At 40.1% G+C, this 24939-nt stretch carries 27 protein-coding genes; all 27 read left to right on the top strand.

What is annotated here, in order from left to right; all coding sequences use genetic code 11:
- The first annotated feature begins 25 nt into the window (after window positions 1-25).
- The 27 genes from essA to A3GY_RS0103170 all read left to right on the top strand — a co-directional run bounded on the left by essA (window position 26) and on the right by A3GY_RS0103170 (window position 24935).
- Complete coding sequence (essA, locus tag A3GY_RS0103305; protein WP_018029986.1) at window positions 26-481, top strand: type VII secretion protein EssA; 456 nt, start codon at window positions 26-28, stop codon at window positions 479-481.
- Between the two features lie 3 nt (window positions 482-484).
- Window positions 485-721: an EsaB/YukD family protein gene (locus A3GY_RS0103300; RefSeq protein ID WP_018029985.1), complete on the top strand. Its 237-nt coding sequence runs from the start codon at window positions 485-487 to the stop codon at window positions 719-721.
- Window positions 722-1936: a type VII secretion protein EssB gene (essB, locus tag A3GY_RS0103295; RefSeq protein WP_018029984.1), complete on the top strand. Its 1215-nt coding sequence runs from the start codon at window positions 722-724 to the stop codon at window positions 1934-1936. It begins immediately after the preceding gene.
- 12 nt (window positions 1937-1948) lie between these two features.
- On the top strand, window positions 1949-6298 hold the full coding sequence (essC, locus tag A3GY_RS0103290; protein ID WP_018029983.1) for a type VII secretion protein EssC: 4350 nt from the start codon (window positions 1949-1951) through the stop codon (window positions 6296-6298).
- A 15-nt stretch (window positions 6299-6313) separates the two neighbouring features.
- The gene (locus A3GY_RS0103285) at window positions 6314-6691 is read left to right on the top strand and encodes a TIGR04197 family type VII secretion effector (protein ID WP_018029982.1); all 378 of its coding nucleotides are present in this window, start codon (window positions 6314-6316) and stop codon (window positions 6689-6691) included.
- An 18-nt stretch (window positions 6692-6709) separates the two neighbouring features.
- Window positions 6710-8314, top strand: a complete 1605-nt coding sequence (locus tag A3GY_RS10405; RefSeq protein WP_018029981.1) for a T7SS effector LXG polymorphic toxin — start codon at window positions 6710-6712, stop codon at window positions 8312-8314.
- Window positions 8308-9000 carry a hypothetical protein gene (locus tag A3GY_RS10445; protein WP_018029980.1) on the top strand — a complete coding sequence of 231 codons (693 nt, stop codon included), beginning with the start codon at window positions 8308-8310 and terminating at the stop codon, window positions 8998-9000. Before A3GY_RS10405 ends, A3GY_RS10445 begins: the two co-directional genes overlap by 7 nt.
- Window positions 9000-9296, top strand: coding sequence for a DUF4176 domain-containing protein (locus A3GY_RS0103270; protein WP_018029979.1), 297 nt, complete (start codon window positions 9000-9002; stop codon window positions 9294-9296). Before A3GY_RS10445 ends, A3GY_RS0103270 begins: the two co-directional genes overlap by 1 nt.
- Window positions 9297-10613: 1317 nt before the next feature.
- Window positions 10614-11498, top strand: coding sequence for a hypothetical protein (locus A3GY_RS0103260; protein WP_018029977.1), 885 nt, complete (start codon window positions 10614-10616; stop codon window positions 11496-11498).
- Window positions 11491-11799: a DUF4176 domain-containing protein gene (locus A3GY_RS0103255; RefSeq protein ID WP_026161907.1), complete on the top strand. Its 309-nt coding sequence runs from the start codon at window positions 11491-11493 to the stop codon at window positions 11797-11799. The genes A3GY_RS0103260 and A3GY_RS0103255 overlap by 8 nt, the downstream gene beginning before the upstream one ends.
- A 141-nt stretch (window positions 11800-11940) precedes the next feature.
- Window positions 11941-12375 carry a hypothetical protein gene (locus A3GY_RS0103250; RefSeq protein ID WP_018029975.1) on the top strand — a complete coding sequence of 145 codons (435 nt, stop codon included), beginning with the start codon at window positions 11941-11943 and terminating at the stop codon, window positions 12373-12375.
- Window positions 12376-12423: 48 nt separating this feature from the next.
- Window positions 12424-12855 carry a hypothetical protein gene (locus A3GY_RS09635; protein ID WP_018029974.1) on the top strand — a complete coding sequence of 144 codons (432 nt, stop codon included), beginning with the start codon at window positions 12424-12426 and terminating at the stop codon, window positions 12853-12855.
- A gap of 2 nt (window positions 12856-12857) precedes the next feature.
- Complete coding sequence (locus A3GY_RS0103240; RefSeq protein ID WP_040803726.1) at window positions 12858-13508, top strand: hypothetical protein; 651 nt, start codon at window positions 12858-12860, stop codon at window positions 13506-13508.
- Window positions 13509-13616: 108 nt separating this feature from the next.
- Entirely contained in the window at window positions 13617-14033 is a 417-nt protein-coding gene (locus A3GY_RS0103235) for a hypothetical protein (RefSeq protein WP_051048378.1), read from the top strand.
- On the top strand, window positions 14033-14488 hold the full coding sequence (locus A3GY_RS0103230; protein ID WP_018029971.1) for a DUF5085 family protein: 456 nt from the start codon (window positions 14033-14035) through the stop codon (window positions 14486-14488). Before A3GY_RS0103235 ends, A3GY_RS0103230 begins: the two co-directional genes overlap by 1 nt.
- A gap of 172 nt (window positions 14489-14660) precedes the next feature.
- Window positions 14661-16301 carry a T7SS effector LXG polymorphic toxin gene (locus tag A3GY_RS09890; protein WP_018029970.1) on the top strand — a complete coding sequence of 547 codons (1641 nt, stop codon included), beginning with the start codon at window positions 14661-14663 and terminating at the stop codon, window positions 16299-16301.
- Window positions 16288-16611 carry a hypothetical protein gene (locus A3GY_RS0103220; protein ID WP_018029969.1) on the top strand — a complete coding sequence of 108 codons (324 nt, stop codon included), beginning with the start codon at window positions 16288-16290 and terminating at the stop codon, window positions 16609-16611. Before A3GY_RS09890 ends, A3GY_RS0103220 begins: the two co-directional genes overlap by 14 nt.
- A 13-nt stretch (window positions 16612-16624) precedes the next feature.
- On the top strand, window positions 16625-16804 hold the full coding sequence (locus A3GY_RS10245; protein WP_145980034.1) for a hypothetical protein: 180 nt from the start codon (window positions 16625-16627) through the stop codon (window positions 16802-16804).
- Between the two features lie 10 nt (window positions 16805-16814).
- Window positions 16815-17468, top strand: coding sequence for a DUF443 family protein (locus A3GY_RS0103210; RefSeq protein WP_018029967.1), 654 nt, complete (start codon window positions 16815-16817; stop codon window positions 17466-17468).
- Window positions 17469-17496: 28 nt separating this feature from the next.
- Window positions 17497-17772 (top strand): DUF4176 domain-containing protein, encoded by a 276-nt coding sequence (locus tag A3GY_RS0103205; protein ID WP_018029966.1) that lies wholly within the window; start codon window positions 17497-17499, stop codon window positions 17770-17772.
- Between the two features lie 209 nt (window positions 17773-17981).
- Window positions 17982-18377 (top strand): hypothetical protein, encoded by a 396-nt coding sequence (locus tag A3GY_RS0103200; RefSeq protein WP_018029965.1) that lies wholly within the window; start codon window positions 17982-17984, stop codon window positions 18375-18377.
- Between the two features lie 155 nt (window positions 18378-18532).
- Window positions 18533-20224, top strand: a complete 1692-nt coding sequence (locus A3GY_RS09885) for a T7SS effector LXG polymorphic toxin (RefSeq protein WP_018029964.1) — start codon at window positions 18533-18535, stop codon at window positions 20222-20224.
- A gap of 1 nt (window position 20225) precedes the next feature.
- Entirely contained in the window at window positions 20226-20843 is a 618-nt protein-coding gene (locus tag A3GY_RS0103190) for a TipC family immunity protein (RefSeq protein WP_018029963.1), read from the top strand.
- A 72-nt stretch (window positions 20844-20915) separates the two neighbouring features.
- Window positions 20916-21083: a hypothetical protein gene (locus tag A3GY_RS10240; RefSeq protein WP_018029962.1), complete on the top strand. Its 168-nt coding sequence runs from the start codon at window positions 20916-20918 to the stop codon at window positions 21081-21083.
- A gap of 300 nt (window positions 21084-21383) precedes the next feature.
- Window positions 21384-22856 carry a CHAP domain-containing protein gene (locus A3GY_RS0103180; RefSeq protein WP_040803723.1) on the top strand — a complete coding sequence of 491 codons (1473 nt, stop codon included), beginning with the start codon at window positions 21384-21386 and terminating at the stop codon, window positions 22854-22856.
- A 279-nt stretch (window positions 22857-23135) separates the two neighbouring features.
- Window positions 23136-23657, top strand: coding sequence for a bifunctional pyr operon transcriptional regulator/uracil phosphoribosyltransferase PyrR (gene pyrR / locus A3GY_RS0103175; RefSeq protein ID WP_018029960.1), 522 nt, complete (start codon window positions 23136-23138; stop codon window positions 23655-23657).
- Between the two features lie 45 nt (window positions 23658-23702).
- Complete coding sequence (locus tag A3GY_RS0103170) at window positions 23703-24935, top strand: uracil-xanthine permease family protein (protein ID WP_040803831.1); 1233 nt, start codon at window positions 23703-23705, stop codon at window positions 24933-24935.
- Window positions 24936-24939: the final 4 nt, after the last annotated feature.

Here is a 24939-nt window from a genome sequence, read left to right as displayed (position 1 = left end):
GGACTAGATTGAAAAGAGGGCCTATATGAGAAAGTTCTTTATATCTTTATTGGTCAGCACTACTGTCTTGTTTTCTTCAGAAGTTTTAGCAGATACTATCAAGGATAATAGTCTAACCTTTGATTCTGGCAGAGTTGCCCAAGATGAAAAAGAGAGTTTGGGGGAACAGTCTAATCAAGTGATGGACCTGTTTAACGAAGAAGATACTAAAAAGCTAGCTGAGGACAAGGACGGTAAAGCTTCCTTGTCTCGCCAACAAGGAGAACTGTTTCAAAAAGGAAAAGTTATTACAACGAGTCTGAAGCGAAAGCCCACCAATCTTTTTCAGTCATCTGTAACGCATGTCATCAGTATAGATGCAAATCAGGACGAAGAGGAGTGGAACTTAGGCAATACTCTGATATATGGTGGTGTGATTCTGTTAGCTGTAAGTGTCGCCGGAATCTTTACGTACCGACTGAACAAGAGTGAAAAGGAGTAGAAGGTGGAGTTTATTAATATTAGTCTTGATCTAGGTAAGGAGAGCGTTGACTTGCGTATTCCTACTAGGATAACAGTAAAACAGTTGAGTCTTGAGCTGAGCCAGATATTCAATATTCCTAAGGCTAAACACGCCTATCAACTTCTTGTGGTGAATAAGGGGCTCCTTCTTTCTGAGGGAGCTCTCTTGTCAGATTATCCTATTACTACGGGAGATTATTTAAGATTGGAGAGCCTATAGATGAAAGAACAGTTTGCTTTTTTAGGACAAGATTTTATTTTCGAAAAAAATGAAACCAGTTGGCAGGTGATGTTTAAACGTTCAGACATTAATTTATCCAATTTGGAACAACTTCAATTATTAGAAGTAGATTCTTCTTATTTTCTAAAACAAAGTAGGCAATTTGAAGATGAACAAATCATCTTCTCCTACGAAATTCTGACTTTGGGAGAGTCTTTTGAGAGTATCAGAACCCTTAGAATGTCTGAGCGTTTACGATTTTGTTTGAATATCTTAGATTTAAAAGGAGCAATGCGGTATCCCTTTGGGCTTATTTTGCATCCAGCCAATCTTTTTATTACAAAAGATTTGACGATTAAAGTGGCTTATCGAAGTTTGATGAATGCAATGGTCCCCCCCGTTTTGACCCCAAAAGATTTTTTACGGCAGGCTCAATCTCTCATCATTAGCCTATTTACTGGTGAGAATTTCGTGACATTGTATGAGGGTGGTTTAGAAGTTTTAAAACTTCCAGAATTTTTATTGCCGGTCCTTCATGCGGAAAACATAGATGATTTAGAGAGTTACCTTTCAAAACTCTATAAAGAGAAAAGAATAGAGGAAGCTGAAACACGGAGTCTCGTTTCCAAACGTCGCTTTAAAACTTACAAGTATGCAACCATTTGGCTATCAGCTGTTTTAGTTATTCTATGTGTTCCTCTAACTTACCTTGTTTTCTTCAAAAGTCCTTTTCAAACAAAAATGTTACAGGCGGATAAGTCATTTCTCAAATTAGACTACACTGGTCTCATTGACGATTTGGAAGGTGTTTCCTTAGACAAATTGCCTTATACCCAGAGATATGAGTTGGCTTATGCTTATATTCAAGGGCTAGATTTTAATGACGAGCAAAAAAATGTTGTACTTAATAATGTAACCTTAAAGTCCGAAGAACTTTATCTAAACTACTGGATTCAGGTTGGACGGGGTGATAATGAGGAGGCTATCGATACAGCCAAACGTCTGGATGATGTGGACTTAATCCTCTATGCTCTAGCAGAGGAAATTACGGATACGCGCAAGGACGATAGTTTATCTGCGAAAAAGCGTGATGAGAAGCTTTCTCAGCTACAGTCCGAGTATGACCAGTATTGGGATGATCGCAAAACGGCCTTAGCAGGTGAAGAAGACAGTAAAAATAGCTCAGAATCATCAACATCTTCTAACACAAAATAAGGAAGGAATTTTATGGAGATTATTGCTCTCAAAGGAACTTATCGTCAGATACTGAGTGTTCCAGAGGAAGGCTCGTTGATACTTAACGATCAATTGAGTGTCTTTCTAGAAGAGGGAGAATTGAAATATCAGTATGAATCTGAAAATGGTCGGATTGACTCAGGAGTTCACTTAGGAGATTTTGAAATTTATATCCGGCCAGAACAGGTCAAGTGCTACAGTATTTCTGGAAAAAATCGGATTGTGATTGGTACAGAGGCAGGCAGAGACCTAAATCCAGAAAACCCTGATATTCTTCTGGTGCTCAGTCAGAGTCAGGATCAAAGTTGGGAACTGCAGTGTTTGGGAGAACAGGTTTACCTCAATAACCATTTAACACCTGAGAAAGCTATTCTTGGATTTGGTTCGGAAATTGCTTTTGGGGATAGCATGATTAAAGTATTCCCAAAGGAAGTTTGGCTATCTGGTACAATAACCAATGAGCGATTGCTTGAAGTTGCAGTATCGATGTATCACTACTATGAGGATTACCCAGACTATCACCGTTCTCCTCGTCTAATATACCGACCGATTGAAGACAAGGTGACGGTTAATGCACCACCTCAAGTCCCCAATAAACCTCGGAATGAGTTGCTTAGAATGCTGATTCCGCCTTTAATCATGGTTGGTATTGTTGTTTTAATTTCGATATTCCAGCCGCGAGGGCTCTATATTTTCATGTCAGTTGCTATGGGGATTACAACGGCAGTCTTTTCGGTGCAAAACTATTTCAGAAATAAGCGCGACTATAAACAGAGCTTAGAAGATCGAATTTCAGCCTATCATGCTTATCTAGCAGATAAGTCAATCGAATTAACACAATTAGCAGAATCTCAACGCTTTGGGCAGTATTATCATTATCCAAACTTGGAAGAAATTGACGAATTGGCTCAAGGATACTCTCACAGAATTTACGAAAAAATTCCACAGCAATTTGACTTTTTATACTATCGCTTAGGTCTGGGGCAAGTACCACCAAGCTATCAACTGATGTATTCGCAAAAGGAGCGCAGTGGTGTCAAAGATCCACTAGAGATGGAAGGATTTGAACTTTATGAATCCCATAAAACACTAAATGCTATGCCAGTTATAGCTAATCTTCAACATGGACCTGTGGGTTACGTTGGTGATCGCTCCTTAGTTCTGGAACAACTTCAATTATTGGTGCATCAGTTGGCATTCTTTCACTCTTATCACGATGTTCAGTTCATAGTTGTCATGCCTGAACATGAGCGTCCTCAGTGGGAGTGGCTACGCTGGCTTCCGCATGCAACTCTAAGGGATTTAAATATTCGCGGTTTTGTGGATAATCAGCGAACAAGGGATCAAGTTCTGGGAAGCCTGAATCAAATTCTTAAACAGCGCCAAACACAATTAGCTGCGGCAGGTAATAATCAGGAAATCTTCTTCACCCCACATTATGTGATTTTGATTACGGATGAGACCTTGGTCATGGATCATGTCATCATGGAATTCTTCTCAGAAGATCCAACGGCCTTAGGTTGTAGTTTAATCTTTGTACAGGATGTGATGCGTTCTCTCTCTGAAAATGTACAGACGGTCATACGTCTCAAGGATCAGACAACGGGCGAATTAGTTATGGAAGAGGGAGTTCTAAAGGAACAAAACTTTACCTTGGATCATTTCCCAGAAGCGTATGATAAAGAGCAATTAGCAAGACGATTAGCACCACTCAGGCATTTACAGACATTGAAATCCTCTATTCCAGAGAGCGTGACCTTCTTGGAGATGTATGGAGCAGAAAAGGTTTCAGACTTAGATATTTTATCGCGTTGGCAGTCTCGCCGTGCCTATCAAAGTATGGCCGTTCCTTTAGGTCTTCGCGGGCAGGATGATATCGTCAATTTAGATTTGCATGAAAAGGCACATGGTCCACATGGTCTTATTGCTGGTACAACTGGATCTGGAAAATCGGAGTTGATTCAGTCTTACATCCTGTCTTTAGCTGTTAACTTTCACCCTCATGAGGTTGCCTTTCTTTTGATTGACTACAAGGGTGGAGGAATGGCGAATCTTTTCAAAGATTTACCCCATGTTTTAGGAACAATTACTAATTTGGACGGTGCCCAGTCAATGCGAGCGCTGACTTCTATCAAGGCAGAGCTGCAAAGACGTCAGCGACTCTTTGCTCAATATCATGTTAACCATATTCACGCTTACCAGAAGAAAGTTCAGCTAGGTGAAGCCAAAGAGCCTATGCCTCACCTCTTCTTGATATCCGATGAGTTTGCCGAACTAAAAAGTGAGCAGCCGGAGTTTATTAGCGAACTTATTTCAACGGCACGTATCGGACGCTCACTGGGAGTCAATCTCATCTTAGCAACCCAAAAACCTACAGGTGTCGTCAATGATCAAATTTGGTCCAACTCCAACTTTAGAATAGCTCTCAAGGTGGCTGATAAGTCAGATTCTCAAGAGATGTTACATACGCCAGATGCTGCTGAAATTACGCAAACAGGACGTGCTTATCTTCAAGTGGGAAATAATGAAGTTTATGAACTCTTTCAGAGTGCTTGGTCTGGCGCAGATTATCAGTTAGATAAAGACAGTCAAGGTATTGCCGACTACACGATTTCACGAATCAATGCTTTAGGTCAATATGAGGCGCTGAATAAAGACCTATCCGGTCTGGATCAGGCAACAAGTATCAGTCAAGTACCGACAGAGCTGAATGCGATTGTGGAGGAAATCGAACGTCTAACGCAAGAGGAGAAAATTGTGCCTCTGCCACAGCCTTGGCTTCCTCCGCTATCAGAACGTATCAGTCTGACAACATTGAAATTACCTACAATATTGAAAATCTATGATGCTGCTATTGGCGTTGTAGATATTCCAAGTCGTCAAGCTCAGGAAACTGCTATCTATAATCCTGCAACTCAGGGAAATTTATTGCTGCTGTCACAACCAGGAATGGGGAAAACAACATTCTTGCAGACTTTAACGATGTCATTAGCTACAAGACATACCCCCGAAGAGGTTCAATTCTATCTGCTTGATTTTGGGACGAATGGTCTTTTACCACTTTGGAAATTGCCTCATGTAGCAGACTTTATGACAGCATCCGATGATGAGAAGCTAACAAAATTCATTACACGTCTGACGCAACTGATGTCAGAGAGAAAGCAATTCTTACAGCTTCAAGGTGCTGCTAATAGCAACATGTATCGTGAACAGGGAAATACCTATTCACAGATTGTCGTAGTCATTGATAACTATGATGGAATGAGAGACAGTCCACTTTATGAGAAGTTAGATGCCTTTATTCAAGTTCTGACTCGTGATGGTAACAGCTTGGGAATCACAGTAGTAATCACTGCTTCTCGTCTCGCCACTTTAAAAGGAGGGATTCAAGCTAATATTCGTGAACGTTTAGTGCTCAAGCTAGCAGAAGATGGTGAGTCTCGGACAATTATCGGACGTCATGCTTATATCATGGAAGATATTCCGGGCCGCGGTTTGATGCGTTATCCTGATCCTGAAGTTATCCAATTTGCTTTACCAGCAGAGGGTGAGACAAATCGGGAAGTTCTTTCAAACTTACAAGAAACAGTTCAAAAACTTGATCAGTCATGGGAAGGATTACGTCCGAAACCAATCGCCATTGTTCCAGAAGTAGTCAATATGTCTGACTTTATAAGCAAATCTAGTGTTCAGCGAGATCTGAAGTCGAATGCCTTACCAGTTGGGCTCAGTATGGAAACGGTGGAAAGTGTCGCTATTCCGCTGTCAGAACTTAAACAGATGGCTTATATTTCAGATACAGAAGAGCATTTAGTCAATATGACCAGACATTTAGTCGAAACATTGGCTTCATTGCCAGAGGCTTCTGTTATGTTATTTGATACGGATGGTCTTTACGAAAACTTGGCTAATAAGGTTAAAACGTATGTTACAGCTGATGGCAATAATATGAGTGAACGTTTGGAACAGTTGGTACTGGAAATTCACCGTCGGGAGAATGCGTCAGAATATAAAGAATGGTTTGGTATCATACCTGATTTAGAGCATTTTGCTTCCCAAAGCCAGATGAGTATGGAACAGGTACAAATCATCTTTGATAAGGCTTCTAAAGTCAAAATGCATTTGATTGCAGGTGGTTATAAGAACTATCTGGCGATTAGCGGAACAGATATTGCGAAGTCCTTTAGACAGAATACAAGCCATATTCTATTTGGGATGCGCATGCTGGATCAAAACTTCCTGCCGAAAAATTTCAATTCCAAAGAACCGTACTTGGCGATTGATACACTTTATCTGCATAATCGCAGGAAAGAAGAATTACTTAAGATTACAAGAGATTAGGAGAAAGATTCGCTTATGGGAGACATTAAATCAGATGCTGGCACAGCCAGCAGTATTGCAACAACAATAAATACAGGCACAGCGACAGTTTTAGGATATAGTGCGGCGACCAAAGATGCCGACTCGACGATTACCGGTAATGTGAGTAATGCATCCCCTCTTATTGATAGTCTCTCCAACAACGCCAATCAAGTTGCAACAGGAGTAGAAAGTTTTTCAGATTGTGTCACTAAAGTTGACAGTAACTTTCAGGAAAAAGACGCTGAAATTGCAAGTGCTGTTTCTGGTTTGAGTGGTTGGAGTTCAGACACAGCTAGCAGTAATCGCTCGAGCGGTGCTAGTGCCAATGGGACAAGTGTTCCAACAACTGCTGATCCAGAAGCATTTAATTAAAGAGGAGGAGACTTAAAAATGGTCAAAATGGTTTTAGGGAGTTCTGATAGTCAGGCGACTTCTGTGGCGACGTTGGCTGACAACTATACGGCTGGTTTTGAAAGTCTTATTAGTGCCTTTGATAACCTAGCCAATGAGGATAAGCTCTCGGGTGATGCCTATACTAATATTAAAAGCTATGGCAGCAGTGTTGTGACTCCCTTAGTGAAAGCCTTTATCCTTCTGGCAGATGCCGCCAAGGCCGATGTCCAGAAACTGCCGGACGAATACCGCGCACAGGTCGGCGGTGAAGATCTGGATGAGGAGACGCTGACCGCTCAGATTTCGGCCTATGCGACAACCATCGAAGCCAACCAAACGTCAGTAACCAGTCTGGGAAAGACAGAGCCCATGACGGACGCGGTTCAAACAAGCATTAATAACCTCAATGATGCTATTACCAGTGATACAACCGCCAAGACGGAGCTAGAAGAAAAGCTCCGTAAGTTGCGGGAATATGACGCCCAATCGTCAGGCTTCTTTAGTGACATTGCGGCTCTAGAGAGTGCGGTGACGACGGGTCTTTCCCAGCTTCAGGCAGGGGTGACCAGCTTTAACGGCACCTTCACCCTTCCTAGTCAGAAGGATCTCGAGTGGACAAAGACCATTAACAGCCAGTGGGAAGAGCGGGAAGTTTATCTTGAAGCGGTTGAGAAAGGGAAAAAGGGTGAAGAACTTAATGACGAAGATGTTAAGGCGATTGAAGCTTATCAGAAACGCCATCCTAATGTGAAGATAGATCAGACTGTTGAAGCTGCTAAGGACGTTTATACGGTTGATAAAAATTATCAAGATGTGGTGAAGAAGATTGACAATGGGGAAGTATTGACAGAAGCTGATGTTGTGGCCATTAACGCTTATGCTAAGTTTCATCCTGATGTAAAGCCATCGAAACAAATTGTAAATGCCTTGGACGAGTATTACTATGGTTTTGACGATATCCCAGAAACGCTGATTTCTAAAGCAGCTAATCCGAAAGAATGGGGCAAGGAATGGAGCTGGGCTACTATTGGTAAGATGTTAGATGATGCTAATGAAGTGGCAATTAAACAAGGGAAAAACCTTGGACGAGTCCTTGGAGCTAAATTGCAGCCAAGAGATGCTTTAGGGCGCTTTGTTAAAGATACCATCAAACCTAGGGCTTGGTTATCCGGTAAGTTAAAAGGCATGTCTAATGGTACGAGTAAGCTGATAGGACATAGTGCCAAATTTCTTGGTTTTGGGGTCAGTGCCGCTCTAGAAGGGTTCGACCATTATAGCAAACACAAAAATGTTGGTCGTGCTATAAGTTATGGAGCTGTTGGAGGCGCTGTTGCTCTTGGAGCAGGTGCAGTGGCTGGAGCAATTGGAACTGCTGCCGCTTTACCAGCCATTGGAACATTGGCTGTAGGTATAGCAGTTGGAGCGGTAGCTTCGGCTGGTTTAAAGGCAGCTTATGAAAATATTAAGCCTGTCAAGGATGTCATTGATGGTGCTGGTGACCTTCTGAATAAAGGTGGAAAGGCAGTTTCTGATGGTGTGAAATCAATTGGAAAAGCCTTTAGCAATCCTATCGGTTCACTCAAAGGAGCATTTGGATGGTAAAAAAACAGCAATTGTATGTCGCAAAATTGGTAGGCTGGCTTAACTTTAGGTATTATGTGATTGAGCTACATAATCGCTTTTACATTATTGATTATGCCAATCCAAGAGATATTCGCAATTATTTTTCAGGCTTTTTCCCAAAGCATAATAGACAATACACAATTTATGATATTACGGATAGCAAAGATCACTATGCTATCAAATCTCTCCCTTGGTGGCAGACCTCTGGGCATCAGCTTATTGAATTATGGTCTGCAGCTATTTGGCTAGTTGTATCTGCCATCCTATCTTTATTAGGGATTAATTTTATTCACAATGATGATATTTTGGTATTTTGGAAATTTCTCCTCCTACTATATATTACTAGTATAGGCGCTATTATTTTTAGCTTGAATAGAACTTCGGAGACTCCCTCTCAACTAGTTACGGAAAAAAGCTATAGGGTTGAGCGAAAGCCTCAGCTGAGGTATGTTAGTACGAAACGAAAAGCTAGAACAGGGCCTGTAGGAGAGGCTATGCAAATTTTGATTGGCTTGCCAGTATGCTTTATATTTACGTTGAACAGGAACTATATGGTTATGCTATTTGGTTTCATAGCTGTTTATAGTATTTTATTTATTAGGTTTTTAAATCTTTTTGATGTGTTAAGTCGGAATAAATTTATTTTTTTAGAGGAGGAAGACTAATGTCTTTATTACCAGTTGGAAGTGTTGTTTATTTAGCAGAAGGCAATCAAAAAATGGTTGTTCTTAATAGAGGAGCTGTTGTCGAGCAGGATGGCAAGCAAGTATTCTTCGATTATGGTTTAGGTATCTATCCTGAAGGACTCAATCCGGAAGAAGTCTACTATTGTCAATCGGAAGATATTGATGAAGTTCTCTTTGAAGGTTATACGGATGATGATGAGAGAAGATTTGCAGAATTATATCACAAATGGGTAATTGAAAACCCTTCTAATTTAAAACGGGGAATTCCAAAATAAAGAGTATTTTGGCAGTGCGACAACTAGGTGGTGACAAAAAATCTTCGACTTCTATGAAGTCTATCAAAATGGGGGTTTGGGTGAACTTGCTATATTAATGGCCAAAGCCTTATATAATAATATTTTATAATAGTAGATTGATTAAGTCTTATCTTTGTTACTAAGAGGCTGTTACCAGTCTCTTTTTTGTTTCCCCTTTTGAAAACATTAGTGTGATATGATACAATAAATAAGATTCTTTGTCTGGATTCAAAGGTCTACTTCTGGTCGGTTAACTTCTATCGGATGCTGACTGATATTATACTGTTGGCTTTAACGGCACCTTCACCCTGCCTAGTCAGAAGGCTCTCGAGTGGACAAAGACCATTAACAGCTAGTGGGAAGAGCGGGAAGCTTATCTTGAAGCGGTTGAGAAAGGGAAAAAGGGTGAAGAACTTAATGACGAAGATGTTAAGGCGATTGAAGCTTATCAGAAACGCCATCCTAATGTGANGATAGATGAGACCGTTGAAACTGCTAAGGAGCAGTACGAAAACCAGAAAACTCTCTATGAACAATTTAAAAATGTGATGGGGAGCAATGAAGCTAAGCGACTCAGTCAGGCCATGGCTCTGCTTCCTAAAAATTTTACTAAAGCAGTTCTGAAGTCTGATGGTTTGTGGGAAATTTTAGCAGCTGTTGAGAAAACAGGCGCCAAAGGGGATAAGTTTGTGACAGCTGTTCTTAGCGGTCTGTCCAAGTATGAAAGTATGGGGAAATTCGGTGAAAAATTCTCCAAAGGTTTTAAATGGTTGGAAAAGGCTGCTAATCCTTTGAAATCAGCTACTAAATGGGGCTTAGAAAAAGTGACGAATATCAAAACTCTGGAAACTTTTGTGACCAAGGGGCTATCCAAAGGTGAAAAACTAACAGGTTTTTTAGGTAAGGCCGTTAAGCTTGGTGCTAAGGCAGGGACTGTGTTGATCGTCGCTGAACTTGGAATTGCTGGTATTTCGAGTGGTATTACTGAATATCAAAAAACGGGCGATGTCGGTAAGGCTGTTGGAAAAGGAGCTCTCTCAGCAGTAGCTAGTGTAGGTCCTCTGGAAGGAGCAACATTGGGGCTGCAGTTGGGGTGTTCCTGGAGCAGTTATTGGTGGTGTCATTGGACTAGGAATTCAAGGAATTAAAGCTTGGAAGCCTGATTTCTTTGATGATCCGATTAAGGGCAGTAAAGAGATGGCGAGTGATATTGGAAAGGGTATCAAAGGAGCCGCAGATGCAGTATCTAAGGGAATAGGTGGTATCGGCAAGGTGCTAGGATTTGGGTGATAACATATGGAGAGAAAATCTATTCTTAAAGCATCATTTGAAGAGAGTCTCAATCTAGAAGATGATGGATTTTTGCAGTTTCAGAAGAAGGATTATTACAATAAACTTGGAAAAGCTTTTAAGAAAGGGCAACCTTCCTTTTGGTTTACCATTCAGAGCTTAATTCTCACCCTCCTTTTTCCTGTGGGCATGAATTTTATGTTCTATGTTTTTTCAATATCTTTACATGATAATCCAGAAGAATTGGCACGGCCTGTGTCTCAATATCCTGTATTGACCGTTGAAGTTTACCTCATTGGCCTCTTAATATGGTTAATACTGGTGTTAATCGGAAAATTCTTTAGACGAACCTATATCCTAGCTTACCGCTATCGTTTTCATGTGATGACATTTTTAATTTGGTTTGCTTTAGAGTTTAATTTATTAGCTATTGATGTTTCCTTACCGGCTTTATCTCTTTGGGGAATTGGTGCTATCTTGGGGATGATGTTAATCTTAGCCTATGTCATGTTTACTGGCAGGGTCAGACGCCTTAAAACTCTCCTATACGGAATAGATGTTCCCCTTAATTTAAGTGATAAAATTGCCAATAAGATAGCTGTTTATGGAATGGGAGTTATAGGTTTAGGTGTTGTTATCCGAATCCTATTATCCAGCTTTTCTATAAAGTTGTCAGATTCCATGATTGTTTTAGGTCTTTTTCTCACTTGGATTGTTCTGAATTTAGCTATCATTGCTATGATTATTTACATGGAATTTCCATTTTTTCTCCAAGGTTATTACAAATGGAAATATTCGGAAGAGTACCGTGAATGGGAGGGAAAGAGCTTGGAAGACTGGTATGGAAAGAAATATTTGAAAAAACACAAGGAGTTATTAAATGATGAATAAATCAACAGAATTGCTTCCACTTGGAAGTGTTGTCTATCTTGAAGAAGGGACACAAAAGCTAGTTATTATTGGTCGTGGGGTTATTTTTGATGATACCGATAGTGGTGAACAGGTGTTTGCGGACTATATGGGAGTCCTTTATCCAGCTGGTTTTCAACCTGAATCAACGATTTTTTTCCAACATGAAAATGTGGATAAGGTAGTTTTCGAGGGTTACAAAGATGATGAAGAAATGCGATTTATGGAAATTTATCGTGATTGGTCAGAGGATTTGAATATCCCACGTAAGCAAATTGATTAGGTCTTATCTTTGTTGCTAAGAGGCTGTTACCAGTCTCTTTTTCTATTTCCCTTTTTGAAAACATTAGTGTGATATGGTACAATAAATAAGATTCTTAGCCTGAATTTAAGGGTTTGCTTCTGATCAGTTGATTTCTATCGGATGCTGAGTGATAATTATACTGACGGCTTTAACGGCACCTTCACCCTGTCTAGTCAGAAGGATCTCGAGTGGACAAAGACCATTAACAGCCAGTGGGAAGATCGGGAAGCCAAACTTGCGAAAACTAATACGGAGCAATCGGCTGAAGAGTTAGCTAATGCGGGTGGAATTACTTATAGTGAAGCTTTAGATTGGCTTATTTCTGGTAAGAAGCCAATTGGTATATCCAAAAAAGCTTTGACACTTTATAATAAGTATGTTACTTATAAAGGGGAAATGCGCTTTATCAATGGTCGTAATATTACCGTTGATTCTAAAGGCCGTGTCCGAATGGGATCAAAACAAATTAATCTCTACAATAGAGATACCGGTCGTGTTTATGTGAATAGGACAGCTAAGACTTTTGAGAGTGTTACAGGCGAAGAGGATATTTGAAAGACTAATATTGGAAGAGGTGTCCAATCAACAGGCTGGAAGAATGCTTTGGGTGATGCCAAAATTTCTGCTAAAAACACCTTTAAAACCTCTCTAAATATTACAAATGACTTCAATTGGAAAGATACTTCTAAGCTCACAAAGTGGGGGAAAACTGCTAAGGGACTTGGTGCTGTTGGAACCGTTTTAAGTGTGGGAGGCAATATCAAGGAGCACTTCTTTGATGATAAAAGCTCTTCTGTGGGAGAAAAAATTCGAAACTTTGCGATTGATCAGGGAGTGGATACCGTTTCAGGTGCTGGCGCTGCGGCTGCTGGAGCCGCAATCGGAACCATGGTCGGCGGTCCCCTAGGAACAGTTGTTGGTGCAGCAGCAGGGATAGGTATTTCATGGCTTATGGATCATAAATGGGGCAAATCAGAGGATTCCTCCTTGACTGGTGTAGTAAAATCAGGATTGAAAGGTTTATTTGGTGGATAATGATGAAAAATGAGAGATACCATGGCCCCTTGATTACAGATGGAGTCAGTCTGGGTTATATTAAATTATTTCCTTGGATAACTTTTTTTATATCTTCAATAAGTCTATGGGGGACAACATTTATTGATAAAGTTGGAATCTTTAAAGTTATATTTTTATTTTGTGTTTCAATCAGTTTTTTTAGTATTCTTCTATCTTTTAGTAAAAAACTAATATTTCACTTTCAAAGTTTCACTTATGTATTGATTTCTTTGATTATCATTATTGTGGTTCTTGATATGAATTTTATTGGTTTAATCATGTGTGTAGGAAATGATGGCTTATATTCTATGATTTCAGTAATTTATAATACCATCATGGGAGTCCTCTTTTTCCTTTCTTGTGGCCTTTATTCTTGGTATTATCTACCTAAGAATCAAGGGAAACAATGGGCTTTTAACCAGCAAAAATCTGGGAATAAAAAGAGGGAATGGCTGACCAACTTTGGGATTACCTTTGGTGCCGTACTCTTGGTACCAGCTCTATTAACCGGTTATGTAGAGAATGTCTTTGGGTTTTTCTTAGGTATTCTGATGACATCAACATTATCTGCGGTATTCGTAGATGCCCTCTATGCGGCTGTCTATGTCAGAAAGTGTCCGGAATCGAAATGATATTGGTTGGTGCTATTCGTAAAGGAAGAAGGAGAAGAGAATGAATATTTATCCCAAAAAATTAAGTGTTATTCAGATGGTTGGTTATTCAGATGGTTGGTTATTCAGATGGTTGGTTATGAAGATGAATTGGATATTCCGACAAATCAGCTTTGTCGAGTTGTTTACGATTTAGGGAAAGCATTTATTGATGACATGATGGATACGGTTTATTCGGATGGACCTGTGTATTTCAAGAGTTATCCTTTTTCTGAATCAAATCACTTGACCGTTTTTACCACTTTTGGTAACCAGGTCAGTCCAACTGGAGAGGATACAGGACTTTTGCTTTTTAAGCAGAAACTTCTTGTGGCTAGTGAAGCCTTTGCCAGTTTTCCTTCGAATCAGTTGCAGGATTATTATGATAGTTTATCTTCAAAATATCAAACAGAAGACTTAGACAATCTAGCTGTCTATCATGTGCTTTATCATCCTAGTGAGGATATCGTGGCGGTAGATGCCTACAGTAATTGGGAGGAGAACTAATGGACTATATTGTGGCACAAGGTGTAACCAATGAGGATATTTTTGAAGCCCGTAATATCATCAGAAAGCGGAAATATTTCCATGTCAGTCAGATGAGAGAGGAGTTAGCTGATTTTGTGATGGCAGTGGAAAAATCTGGCGGTCATCCTGCAGGGCCTCTGGTGTACAGCTTGAATAATGTCCCTCAAGGTGGCTATATGGATATTGAATTTTTCCTACCATTGGAAGAGGATGACATTGAGATTGAAGGGATGCGATTTTCCTCTTATTTTGAACTAACCAATGTGATTATGGCCTCAGTTGATCATGATTATGAAAATCTCACGAAAGAGGCTTATGCACGATTACTGTGGACCTTGGAGCAAAATCATCAGAATCAAAATACACCATTTTATCATGTTTTGACGACCGAAGGGGACGGACGCGTGACAGTTTTACTTGGCCACGCTTATTAGACAAGAGAGAAGCTGAAGAAGCTCTCTTTTTTATCTCAAAAGAATTACCTACTCTTTATTTTGTAGTTTGATTACACTTTAATTTCAGTTTATAGATAAAGAATGAGTGTCTTAGCTTTTATGCTATAATAAGAACTAACTGATTAATCATAAAGGATAAGGGGGATTGTTTATGGTCAAAATGGTTTTAGGGAGTTCTGATAGTCAGGCGAGTTCTGTGACGACGTTGGCTGACAACTATACGGCTGGTTTTGAAAGTCTTATTAGTGCCTTTGATAACCTAGCCAATGAGGATAAACTCTCGGGTGATGCCTATACTAATATTAAAAGCTATGGGAGTGGTGTTGTGGCTCCCTTGGTGAAAGCTTTTATCCTTCTGGCAGATGCCGCCAAGGCCGATGTCCAGAAACTGCCGGACGAATACCGCGCACAGGTAGGTGGCGAAGATCTAGATGAGGAGACGCTGACCGCTCAGATTTCGGCCTATGCGACAACCATAGAAGCCAACCAAACGTCGGCAACCAGTCTGGGAAAGACAGAGCCCATGACGGACGCCGTTCAAACAAGCATTAACAGCCTCAATGACGCAGTTGCTAGCGATACAGCCGCCAAGGCAGAGTTGGAGGAAAAGCTCCGCAAGCTCCTAGAATATAACGCCCAATCCTCAGGCTTCTTCAATGACATTGCGGCTCTAGAGAGTGCGGTGACGACGGGGATTTCTCAGCTTCAGGCAGGGGTGACCAGCTTTAACGGCACCTTCACCCTTCCTAGTCAGAAGGATCTCGAGTGGACAAAGGCTGTTAACAGCCAGTGGGAAAAACGAGATTTTTATAATTCGCTACCAAAAGATATTCGTGATATTATCACTATTAATGACATAGAGGCAACGGACGATGGATTTTTCATCATCACCAAACCCATATCTGAAATATTGAAAGAGAAAGGGAAGACCACAGTAATTATTGATGGTCAATCGGTTTCAGTTGATGAGATCTATGATGACTGGTTTATCTATGGCATAAAAGGAAATGAAGGATATTCTTATAGTGCCTTAAAAATGCGTGAGTTAGATGATTCACAAGGAGGACACGGTGTTTCCATTTCCTTTATTTCGACGGATATTACTAAGTTATTTGAATTTTCGGATGATAGTGAAACAATTCAAGATACGGATTATTTTTATAAAGAATTTCAAAGGGTTGTTTCCGATAAAGATCAGAGTGCTGATAGGATTTTGCTGGACTATTTCAAAGATACAAAGAGTGATGCCAGTTATTTAATTGCTGATTTATATACAAGTAAAGTTATTCAAGAGAATGGCTCCAATACTATTAATTCTCAACCACTGGATAATATTTTAGCTAAAATAAAAAAAGATGAGGAGCGTCTTTCTAAGGGAACTGGACCAATGTCTGAGCAAGGATTATCTAATGAAATTAGAAAGTTAAGACGAATTCCAAGTTATCTGGAGGAACTGAATCAAAAAGCTGGGTATGATATTTATAATCCAGAGACTGGAGATATTACTGTAAAAGATCCAAATAATTTAACACATTATGAGCGTCAAGCAATATTGGCGGTTTCAACTGGTAATGTTAATTATAATTCATTTGCTGCAGAAGTTGAATTTCATGCAGATGCAGTTGATGATTGGAAGTCTTCTGTCCCCTTTATAGGTTCGAAATGGAAAGAGAGTGCTATTAGAGCTGATATGGGCCTAGGCGAAGAGAATGAGAGCGGTAATTTTGACCGATATTATAACTTGGAAGATGACAGTGTGGAAAGGCAAAAGGAAGAGCATGGTGAAAAATAAGAAAATAGCTTTGATTGCTGTTGGAGTATTCATAGTCATTTTACTTTCTTTTACCCTTTTATACTTCTACAGTCGTGTTTACTGGAAATACGATGATCAATGGATAATTGGAAGAAGCCGTCATGAAATTGAGACTCGTTATGGCAAATTTGATTCGTCTGTTATATCTAATGACAATAAGGAAGTTTATTTAATAAAGGATAGTCCTTATTCTTTGATATATGATGGAGAAAAAGGTTACTATGTCATGGTTTTTAACAAAAGTGGGAAATGTATTAAAGTTTATAGATATAGTCCTCCTGGAATGTAACTGTATCAATTGGGTGATAGTTTCATCTTTAACATTGGCAAACTTTACCAACAATGGTGATTGGCTGGATAATCATGTCATTGACCAAGCAAAAGAGACAGCGGCTGATGTTAAAGATTGGGCAGAAGATACTTCGGGTAAGGTTGGAGAGGCTGTTTCAAGTGGACTAAAATCTATTAATCCATTTGACTAAAGGTTTTATTATGGAAAAAGCTGAAATTGAAAAACTAAAGATACGAAATCTTCGTTATCGCATCTTAAAAACGACAGACCAATATTATCTTCTAGATGTCGATAGACCTTTGTTTATTACTTATTTTTTCCCATTATTCATTTATTTTGTCCATCATCGTTGCTATCCAATTACACAGGCTGAGTACGAAGAGCTATCACAGTCTCCTGAAATGAAAGCACAAGCCAGACAGGTGCTAAGTCGTTATGGTTTTCGTTATGGCTTAGGAGCGGGGGGGACTGCACTTATCCTTGCGCGTATTTTTGATATTAATAAGTATTTGAATTTTTCTCCCAATATGTTTAACGATATATTAGCTTTTTTTATATTATTTATGGTTATTGGTCTCCGTCTATGGGTGACTAGAGCATATCAATTGCCAGATTATTATCAACAAAAAGGTTATCAAAAGGTGCTTATCTTTCCCCGATTTTTCATCCCTCTCTTTGGGTATATTATTGCCTATTTAATGGTATTAACTATTTGTTTTGCCATAATTTATGGTTTTTGGACAAAACAAGTGGATAATTATATTGTTCATATCAACTTACTAACCCTTCCGTTACTTTGTTTGAGTGTAGGTAATCTGATTTTTCTTGGGCCAAATGATTATTGGGTTAAATGAGTTTAAAGATAATTGAAAGGAGAACAAGATGTTAAGTATAGGTTCTATTGTACAACTTCATGAAGGTACACAAAAGTTAATGATTTTAAATCGAGCTCCTTTACTAGAAACTGACAAAGGAAAAATTTGGTATGATTATAGTGCGTGTAAGTTTCCTGTAGGTTTAGACGTTAATAATGTGTTTTATTTTAATGAGCAAAATATCGTAAAAGTTATCTTTGAAGGATACTATGATGAAAGTGAGAAACAATTTGACGAACTATACCAACAAATGGCTGATGTCAGAGGGGAAAAATCTTCCTAAAGGAGAAGTTACTGCTCCCTTGGAAGATATAAAGTAGGATAGATTACCACAATTTTCTGGAAAGACAATGTGAAGCTAACAGAGATGTGCTAGAGAGAATACGAACGTTCTCTCTTTTTTGCGTCAAAATCATAAGTTTCCACTCCTTTTTTATTATGATATAATGACTTAGGAAACAATTCAGTTATCATATTAAAGAGGTTATCATCATGTCAAATTACCGCCAGACTATAAAAGAAGATCCGTTTGTTTTTGCGGAAAAAATTAATAAAGTTAAAAAGGAGCTATTGTCTTTTGAGGAGATGGCAGATGAGATTAAAAAGCGACAGTCGGAAATTGATGACGCTTTTGCGCAAACTCTATCACAATTTCGGCAGCTGGATTATTATGACTTATCAGAGTCAGATAATCTGTCCATCATTGATTTACAGCACCGCCAATCTTATTTGAGAGAGTCTGTTCAAGATGCGCTGGAAAATAGCTTGAAAACTTGTTTGAAGCAGCAAGACTCTCTGCAATCACAATTACAGGAACTTAGGACAGCTTACCGCGACTTTATGGAAAAACAAGAGGAAGCTAACAAAGAGAAATTGAAGAGAACATAATTGTTCTCTCTTTTTTACCTCAAAAGAGTACCTTCTCTTTATTGTGTGGTTTGATTACACTTTAGTTTCAGTTTATAGATAAAGAATAGGTCTCCCAGTTTTTATGCTATAATGGGGTTAGATAATTAGTTATAAGGGGAGAAGAGGAATTACTTATGGTCAAAATGGTTTTAGGGAGTTCTGACAGTCAGGCGAGTTCGGTGGCAGCGCTGGCTGACAATTACACGGCCGGATTTGAAAGTCTTATCAGTGCCTTTGACAGCCTAGCCAATGAGGATAAGCTCTCGGGCAGTGCCTATACTAATGTTAAAAATTATGGGAGCAGTGTTGTGACTCCTCTGGTTAAAGCCTTTATCCTTCTGGCGGAGGCTGCCAAAGCCGATGTTCAGAAACTGCCGGATCAATACCGCGCACAGGTAGGCGGCGAAGATCTGGATGAGGACACTCTGACGGCTCAGATTTCCGCTTATGCGACAACCATAGAAGCCAACCAAACTTCAGTAGACAATCTTGGGAAGACAGACCCCATGACGGATGCAGTTCAATCCAGCATTAATAGCCTCAAGGACACTATTACCAGCGATACAGCCGCTAAGGCAGAGTTGGAAGAAAAACTCCGCAAGCTGCGGGAATACGATGCCCAATCGTCAGGTTTCTTTAGTGATATTGCGGCTCTGGAGAGTGCGGTGACGACAGGCATCTCTCAGCTTCAGTCAGGTATTTCTAGCTTCACGGTTCAGAGTGGTTTCCCCCTTCCCAGTAAGAAAGACTTAGCGTGGACCAAAAAGGTGAATAAAAGCTGGGAAAAACGAACGTTTATCATGAATTATGCCAGCATCTATGGTTTTAATAAAGAAACGGTCTTGCAGATATTAAAAGTCAAGAAGGGGATAGATAAGAAATTCCCTGATAAATCTCAGGAAGAAAGGGATTATTTGCTTAATCGAGTCTTGGGAGCCCCTGTTTATGAAGGCTTTAATTGGAATAATACGGCAGGTGATTTAAAAGATTATTTCAGTAAGCTTCACGTGGGGAATGGCAATAATGTTTATTATACAGAGATGTCACTCTTAGAAATATATCAAGAATTAGGCCTAACTAAGGAAGAGGCTGAGAAACTATCCTATAATATCAGACTTCAAAATCAGGTTTCTGGAATGGAAAGTACACAGACCGCAGATAAGTTAAAAGAGCAAGATAGAAGTGCCTATAATAAGTATAAATCAAAAATGGAAGAAATATATGGCCCGCTAACTGATGAAGAATTTAGAAATCGGTGGGATTCTTATATTGGACAGACAGATTTCGCCCACCAGTCAATCACAACAGCGACTCATCTGAACCCTGACTGGGAATTAGGTCAACTTATGTTTGGAGGAAGAGAGGATCTTGAAGAAGTTTCTGGCTGGCGAGGCGATGCTACAGAGGATGCTGAAGCTAATCCTTCCATGGGAAATGATGACTACAAGGCAGATTTGGATGCTGTTAATATCACCAAGATTATGGAAGAAAAGAACCTTTCTTTTATGGAGGCTTCCAACTATTATTACAACAATTTGGAAGATACGGCTAATCCTGATACCAAACAGGTTACCCGTGCAGAGTTATTCAAGCAAAACGTTGACCTTGACCATATCAAAGATGAAGTCTATGATTTAGTACCCGACAGTGCTTCCGGTAAGGTTAAGTATAGCTTTCTTAGACCAGGCGTCACTGTTTATGAAGAACCTACTGAGGAGCAAAAGCGGAAGTATCTTAAAAAACATTACCCAGATTCCTATGATTTCCTGAGAAGTTTGGAAGAAGAGGATAGTAATATGGGCAATTATGCAGAAAAGGAGAAATAAGATGGGAAAAAGGGGCTTCATTTTCATTATAGGTTTATGTCTCCTTGCCCTCTGTTTTTTCACCTATCGCAGTCTCTCAGCTCCTCGCAATATCTTCTCTGAAATTTATCGAGATGAGTATGCTGGTTTTCATTCTTGGCAAGGCTATCCGCATTTGTCAAAAGTGGCTGGGATTAATAATTGGGATAGAGCTGAGGCGCGGGACGAATTTGCGCAGATGCCAAGCGAGCATTACAGGGAGGCGGCTCTTTCCCAGCCAATTACAGAGGCAGGTTATAGTTTTAATTTCTATAAAAAGAATGAGCACATGACCATGTACTTTACCTACAAACTTGACCAAGAAGTCAGCCTTTACTTTCACAGTCTTTACAAAGAAAAAAATAAAAGTCTGACACAGACGGTTAGTGTGATTATTCCTGATGGGACCAGACGAAAATACATTAAAAATAAAGCTGACATCCAAAGCTATCTTGACCGGTATCAGGTTAGTTCATCGGATTTAGAGACTTATTATAATCAAGGAATGAAGAATCTCCTCCTCAAGGACTGGGTTTCGGTCTACCAGAGCCGTTTTAGTTCAGATGACTGGGGAGAGGTCAAGGTGATTAGGAAGTGGTAATTCTCCGAAAGAAAGAATAGTCCCGATAATTACAAGATTTTTATGATAACTTATAAAGAGAAGAGAGGGCAGATGCTGACTAAAAAACAGAACCGTCTGATCATCATTTTCTCTATTATTCTTTCTTTTTTAGCCGGGGGATTGATTTTTGGCTATCTTCACTATCAGTCAGGGGCTTATGAACATAACAGTACCTGTGACCAGCTGAACAGTCTAATGACCATAAGGAAGTTTATTTAATAAAGGAGAGTCCTTATGCTTTGATAGATAATGGAGAAAAGGGTTATTATGTCATGGTTTTCAACAAAAGTAGCAAACGTATTAAAGCTTATAGATATAACCCTTCTGGAATGTAACTATCATTAACTGGGTTTTATTTTCATCTTTACCGTAAATATTAATAAAAGTCCAGATGTTCTAAAGTTGTATGGCAATAAAATGTTAAACAAGGTTACAAAAATGAAAAATAGTGGTATAATAAAAAGCGGTGATTTTTAAAATCGAGAATCCCAAAGATTAGTATCATTAAGGAATAGAGAAATGTTTAAGAAACAAAACGTTATAGCGGGGATAGTAGCGTGTGGTTTGCTTGTTTCGGAAGGGGCACAGATGGTAACGTCTGTGTTTGCCATTACTCAGGATGAAACAAGTGTGACTTCTAGCGCTGAAGAAGTGGGAGAATCAACCACCACCACAACAACAGAAACTGAATCAGGCGAGTCTGAAGAAGTGACTGAAGCAATGACGGAGCAGTCTTCAGCTTCGACCACAACAGAAGCTGAAGCAGTACCAGAAGTCAGTTCAACAACAACGGAGACAACCTCAACAGAATCTTCACAAAAGTCATCAGCAGAAACAGAAACAAGTCAAAAAGTAGCCTCTGCTGTCACAAAAGTGCAAACGGAGGCAAATCAGCCAGCTGTTTCTGAGAAGGTTATTGGTCCTCAGGAAGAGAACCCAAGCCAGCCTTCTTTGTCGTCCCTTGATTCGGCTCTTTTTATACTGGATGGAGGGCTTACAGTTGTTAATGGCAGTACTTATGTAGAACACTGGACTGGTAAAGATGCTTACACTCACAATATACTGTCTCACCGTTACGGGATTACGGCAGAACAGCTTGATGGTTTTTTGAAATCAACAGGAATTCAATACGATTCAGAACGTTTTAACGGTAAGAAAATATTAGAGTGGGAAAAAGAAAGTGGTTTGGATGCCCGAGCAATCATCGCTATCGCGATGTCGGAAAGCTCACTTGGGACTGCAGGTGTTGCAAGGGAAAAAGGGGCGAACGCTTTTGGATACGGCGCCTTTGATGATAACCCTGATAATGCTAAAGTCTATAATGATGATGTGGCTATCAAGCAGCTGACACAAGTTACAATCATAAAAAACCAAAATACCAGTTTTAAGCGTCAAGATGAAAAGGCGTTAAAAAATGCTTCTGGGAAGTTAGATGTTTCTAAAGAAGGTGGTGTCTATTTTACGGATACGACTGGTTCTGGTAAACGAAGAGCCCAAATAATGGAGAAGATTGATAAGTGGATCGATGAGCATGGAGGTACTCCTGAAATACCAGATTCTCTGAAGGTAGTTGGTATTTCGAGCGTTTCTCAAATTCCTACCGGTTTCAATATTTCAAAACCGATTGATTCGTCAGGATATGTAGCATCTGCTTATCCTTGGGGGCAGTGTACCTGGTATGTCTATAATCGGGCCTTAGAACTGGGAACCAGTTTTGGCGCCTTCATGGGGAACGGTGGCGATTGGCAGTCTCAAGCAGGGTATGAAACGACACATGTTCCCGCGGTTGGTTATGCGGTGTCCTTTTCACCAGGACAGGCAGGGGCTGATGGGAAATACGGGCATGTGGCTATTGTAGAAGAGGTGAAAGAAGACGGCTCTATTTTAATCTCTGAGTCAAATGTATTGGGCTTAGGAAATGTATCTTATAGAACTTTCAAGGCTTCTGAAGCCAAACAGTTGACTTATGTCAAAGGACATGGTCTAGACTAGTACAATTACCAAATATAAAAGACAGAATGATAGTAATCATTCTGTCTTTTATATTTGTCCTTAAACATGGTGGGACCCTTGCTTCTTTTTTCCCAGATATTTCTTGCCAAACGGTGATAATTTTGGTAGTATATAGAGTAAATAAAATCCTTTAATACTGTCCCGTGAGGCAGGCAAGGAGAGAATGGATCAATAAGGTGTGCTGTCTGTCAAACGGTGCCGTATTTTGTGGAATCTCCTTGTGTCAAGGAGATTTTTTGTATTTAGAAAGGATCTTTTATGAAAGCAAAAGAAATTGTCGATGATGTGACCATGAAGCGTGCGATTACGCGTATTACCTATGAAATTATCGAACGAAACAAGAATTTAGATCAGATTGTCCTTGCCGGTATTAAGACACGGGGAGTCTTTATTGCTAGACGTATTCAGGAACGTCTTAAGCAGATTGAAGACTTGGATGTTCCGATTGGAGAGTTAGATACCAAGCCTTTTAGAGATGATGTCAAGGTTGAGGAAGATACGACAGATATGCCGATTGACATTACCAATAAAGATGTCATCTTAATTGATGATGTCCTCTATACCGGTCGTACGATCCGGGCTGCGATTGACAACTTGGTCAGCCTTGGCCGGCCTGCTCGCGTCAGTCTCGCGGTTTTAGTTGACCGAGGCCACCGTGAGCTGCCTATTCGTGCGGACTATGTTGGAAAAAATATTCCGACAAGCAGCCTTGAGGAGATTGTGGTTGAAATGACCGAAATTGACGGACAGGACCGCGTCAGCATTGTTGAAAATGCCTAGTAGCAGGAGGTCAAGGTGAAGGATATAAAATACGATGTGCAAGATATGCCAAAACCAGGTCACTTAATTGGCCTGTCCTTCCAGCATCTTTTTGCGATGTTTGGGGCGACGGTCCTGGTTCCGATTTTGGTGGGAATTGATCCAGCCATTGCTCTGTTTTCGAGTGGATTGGGAACCTTGGCTCATCTCAGTGTGACCAAGTTTAAAATCCCTGCTTACATGGGCTCAAGCTTTGCCTATATTGCTACCATGCAGACGTTGATGAAGACAGATGGGATTGCGGCAGTTGCTCAGGGGGCTATCGCAGGCGGTCTGGTTTACCTGATTGTCGCTTTAATTGTAAGATTTGCAGGCAATGAATGGATTGACAAGATACTGCCGCCTATCGTGGTTGGTCCCATTATCATGGTAATCGGTTTAAGTCTGGCGACAACTGCTGTGAATGATGTGATGTTCAAAGATGGCAAGTACCAGTTTACCTATTTGCTGATTGGTCTGGTGACCTTGCTGGCTGTTATCCTCTTTAATATTTACGGTCGTGGTCTTATCAGTATTATTCCGATTTTGTTAGGTTTAATTGTTGGGTATTGTCTGGCTTTTGTCTTGGGGGCTGTAACGGGTCAGGAGATTATCAGTTTCAGTGGGGTAGAAGAGGCTGCTTGGCTGCAGGTACCTAACTTTGATATCATTGGCCTAGACTATGGTTTCAAATTATACCCTAGTGCTATTTTAACCATGGCACCCATTGCATTTGTAACGATGACAGAGCATTTCGGCCATGTTATGGTGCTCAATAGTCTAACGAATCGTGATTTTTTCAAGGATCCGGGGTTGGATAGAACCTTGGCGGGAGATGGCTTGGCGCAGATGATTGCCGGTTTCTTTGGGGCTCCACCGGTAACTTCTTATGGTGAAAATATCGGTGTTATGGTTCTTAATAAGATATACAGTGTTTATGTGATTGCCGGTGCGGCTCTTATTGCAGTGGCGATGAGTTTTATCGGTAAGGTTTCAGCCTTGCTGTCCTCCATTCCGGCACCGGTAATCGGCGGTATCTCAATCGCCCTCTTCGGGGTCATTGCTTCCAGCGGTTTGAAAATTTTAATTAGCAACAAGGTTGATTTTGATAATAAAAAGAATCTGCTGATTGCCAGTGTTATTCTAGTGACAGGCATTGGCGGCTTAACCCTTCAAATCAATGGACTGCAGATTACGGGTGTTACCTTCTCGACACTATTAGGAATTCTTTTATATCAAATTCTTCCAGAAAAGGATTAGGGCT

The sequence above is a fragment of the Streptococcus ferus DSM 20646 genome, from assembly GCF_000372425.1.
GTDB classification, from domain to species: domain Bacteria; phylum Bacillota; class Bacilli; order Lactobacillales; family Streptococcaceae; genus Streptococcus; species Streptococcus ferus.
The sequence above is the reverse complement of the archived record's forward strand: the minus strand, read 5'-3'. Positions and strand labels throughout refer to the sequence as shown.

Coding starts and splice junctions, on each gene's coding strand:
- A3GY_RS10240 (WP_018029962.1), top strand. CDS start 20,916: ATGCTGACTAAAAAACAGAACCGTCTGATCATCATTTTCTCTATTATT.
- A3GY_RS09890 (WP_018029970.1), top strand. CDS start 14,661: ATGGTCAAAATGGTTTTAGGGAGTTCTGATAGTCAGGCGAGTTCTGTG.
- A3GY_RS0103180 (WP_040803723.1), top strand. CDS start 21,384: ATGTTTAAGAAACAAAACGTTATAGCGGGGATAGTAGCGTGTGGTTTG.
- essC (WP_018029983.1), top strand. CDS start 1,949: ATGGAGATTATTGCTCTCAAAGGAACTTATCGTCAGATACTGAGTGTT.
- essB (WP_018029984.1), top strand. CDS start 722: ATGAAAGAACAGTTTGCTTTTTTAGGACAAGATTTTATTTTCGAAAAA.
- A3GY_RS0103230 (WP_018029971.1), top strand. CDS start 14,033: ATGGACTATATTGTGGCACAAGGTGTAACCAATGAGGATATTTTTGAA.
- A3GY_RS0103270 (WP_018029979.1), top strand. CDS start 9,000: ATGTCTTTATTACCAGTTGGAAGTGTTGTTTATTTAGCAGAAGGCAAT.
- A3GY_RS0103205 (WP_018029966.1), top strand. CDS start 17,497: ATGTTAAGTATAGGTTCTATTGTACAACTTCATGAAGGTACACAAAAG.
- A3GY_RS10445 (WP_018029980.1), top strand. CDS start 8,308: ATGGTAAAAAAACAGCAATTGTATGTCGCAAAATTGGTAGGCTGGCTT.
- A3GY_RS0103255 (WP_026161907.1), top strand. CDS start 11,491: ATGAATAAATCAACAGAATTGCTTCCACTTGGAAGTGTTGTCTATCTT.
- A3GY_RS09885 (WP_018029964.1), top strand. CDS start 18,533: ATGGTCAAAATGGTTTTAGGGAGTTCTGACAGTCAGGCGAGTTCGGTG.
- A3GY_RS0103220 (WP_018029969.1), top strand. CDS start 16,288: ATGGTGAAAAATAAGAAAATAGCTTTGATTGCTGTTGGAGTATTCATA.
- A3GY_RS0103200 (WP_018029965.1), top strand. CDS start 17,982: ATGTCAAATTACCGCCAGACTATAAAAGAAGATCCGTTTGTTTTTGCG.
- A3GY_RS0103240 (WP_040803726.1), top strand. CDS start 12,858: ATGAAAAATGAGAGATACCATGGCCCCTTGATTACAGATGGAGTCAGT.
- A3GY_RS10405 (WP_018029981.1), top strand. CDS start 6,710: ATGGTCAAAATGGTTTTAGGGAGTTCTGATAGTCAGGCGACTTCTGTG.
- A3GY_RS0103235 (WP_051048378.1), top strand. CDS start 13,617: ATGGTTGGTTATGAAGATGAATTGGATATTCCGACAAATCAGCTTTGT.
- A3GY_RS0103260 (WP_018029977.1), top strand. CDS start 10,614: ATGGAGAGAAAATCTATTCTTAAAGCATCATTTGAAGAGAGTCTCAAT.
- A3GY_RS0103250 (WP_018029975.1), top strand. CDS start 11,941: ATGCTGAGTGATAATTATACTGACGGCTTTAACGGCACCTTCACCCTG.
- pyrR (WP_018029960.1), top strand. CDS start 23,136: ATGAAAGCAAAAGAAATTGTCGATGATGTGACCATGAAGCGTGCGATT.
- A3GY_RS0103170 (WP_040803831.1), top strand. CDS start 23,703: ATGCCAAAACCAGGTCACTTAATTGGCCTGTCCTTCCAGCATCTTTTT.
- essA (WP_018029986.1), top strand. CDS start 26: ATGAGAAAGTTCTTTATATCTTTATTGGTCAGCACTACTGTCTTGTTT.
- A3GY_RS0103210 (WP_018029967.1), top strand. CDS start 16,815: ATGGAAAAAGCTGAAATTGAAAAACTAAAGATACGAAATCTTCGTTAT.
- A3GY_RS0103285 (WP_018029982.1), top strand. CDS start 6,314: ATGGGAGACATTAAATCAGATGCTGGCACAGCCAGCAGTATTGCAACA.
- A3GY_RS0103190 (WP_018029963.1), top strand. CDS start 20,226: ATGGGAAAAAGGGGCTTCATTTTCATTATAGGTTTATGTCTCCTTGCC.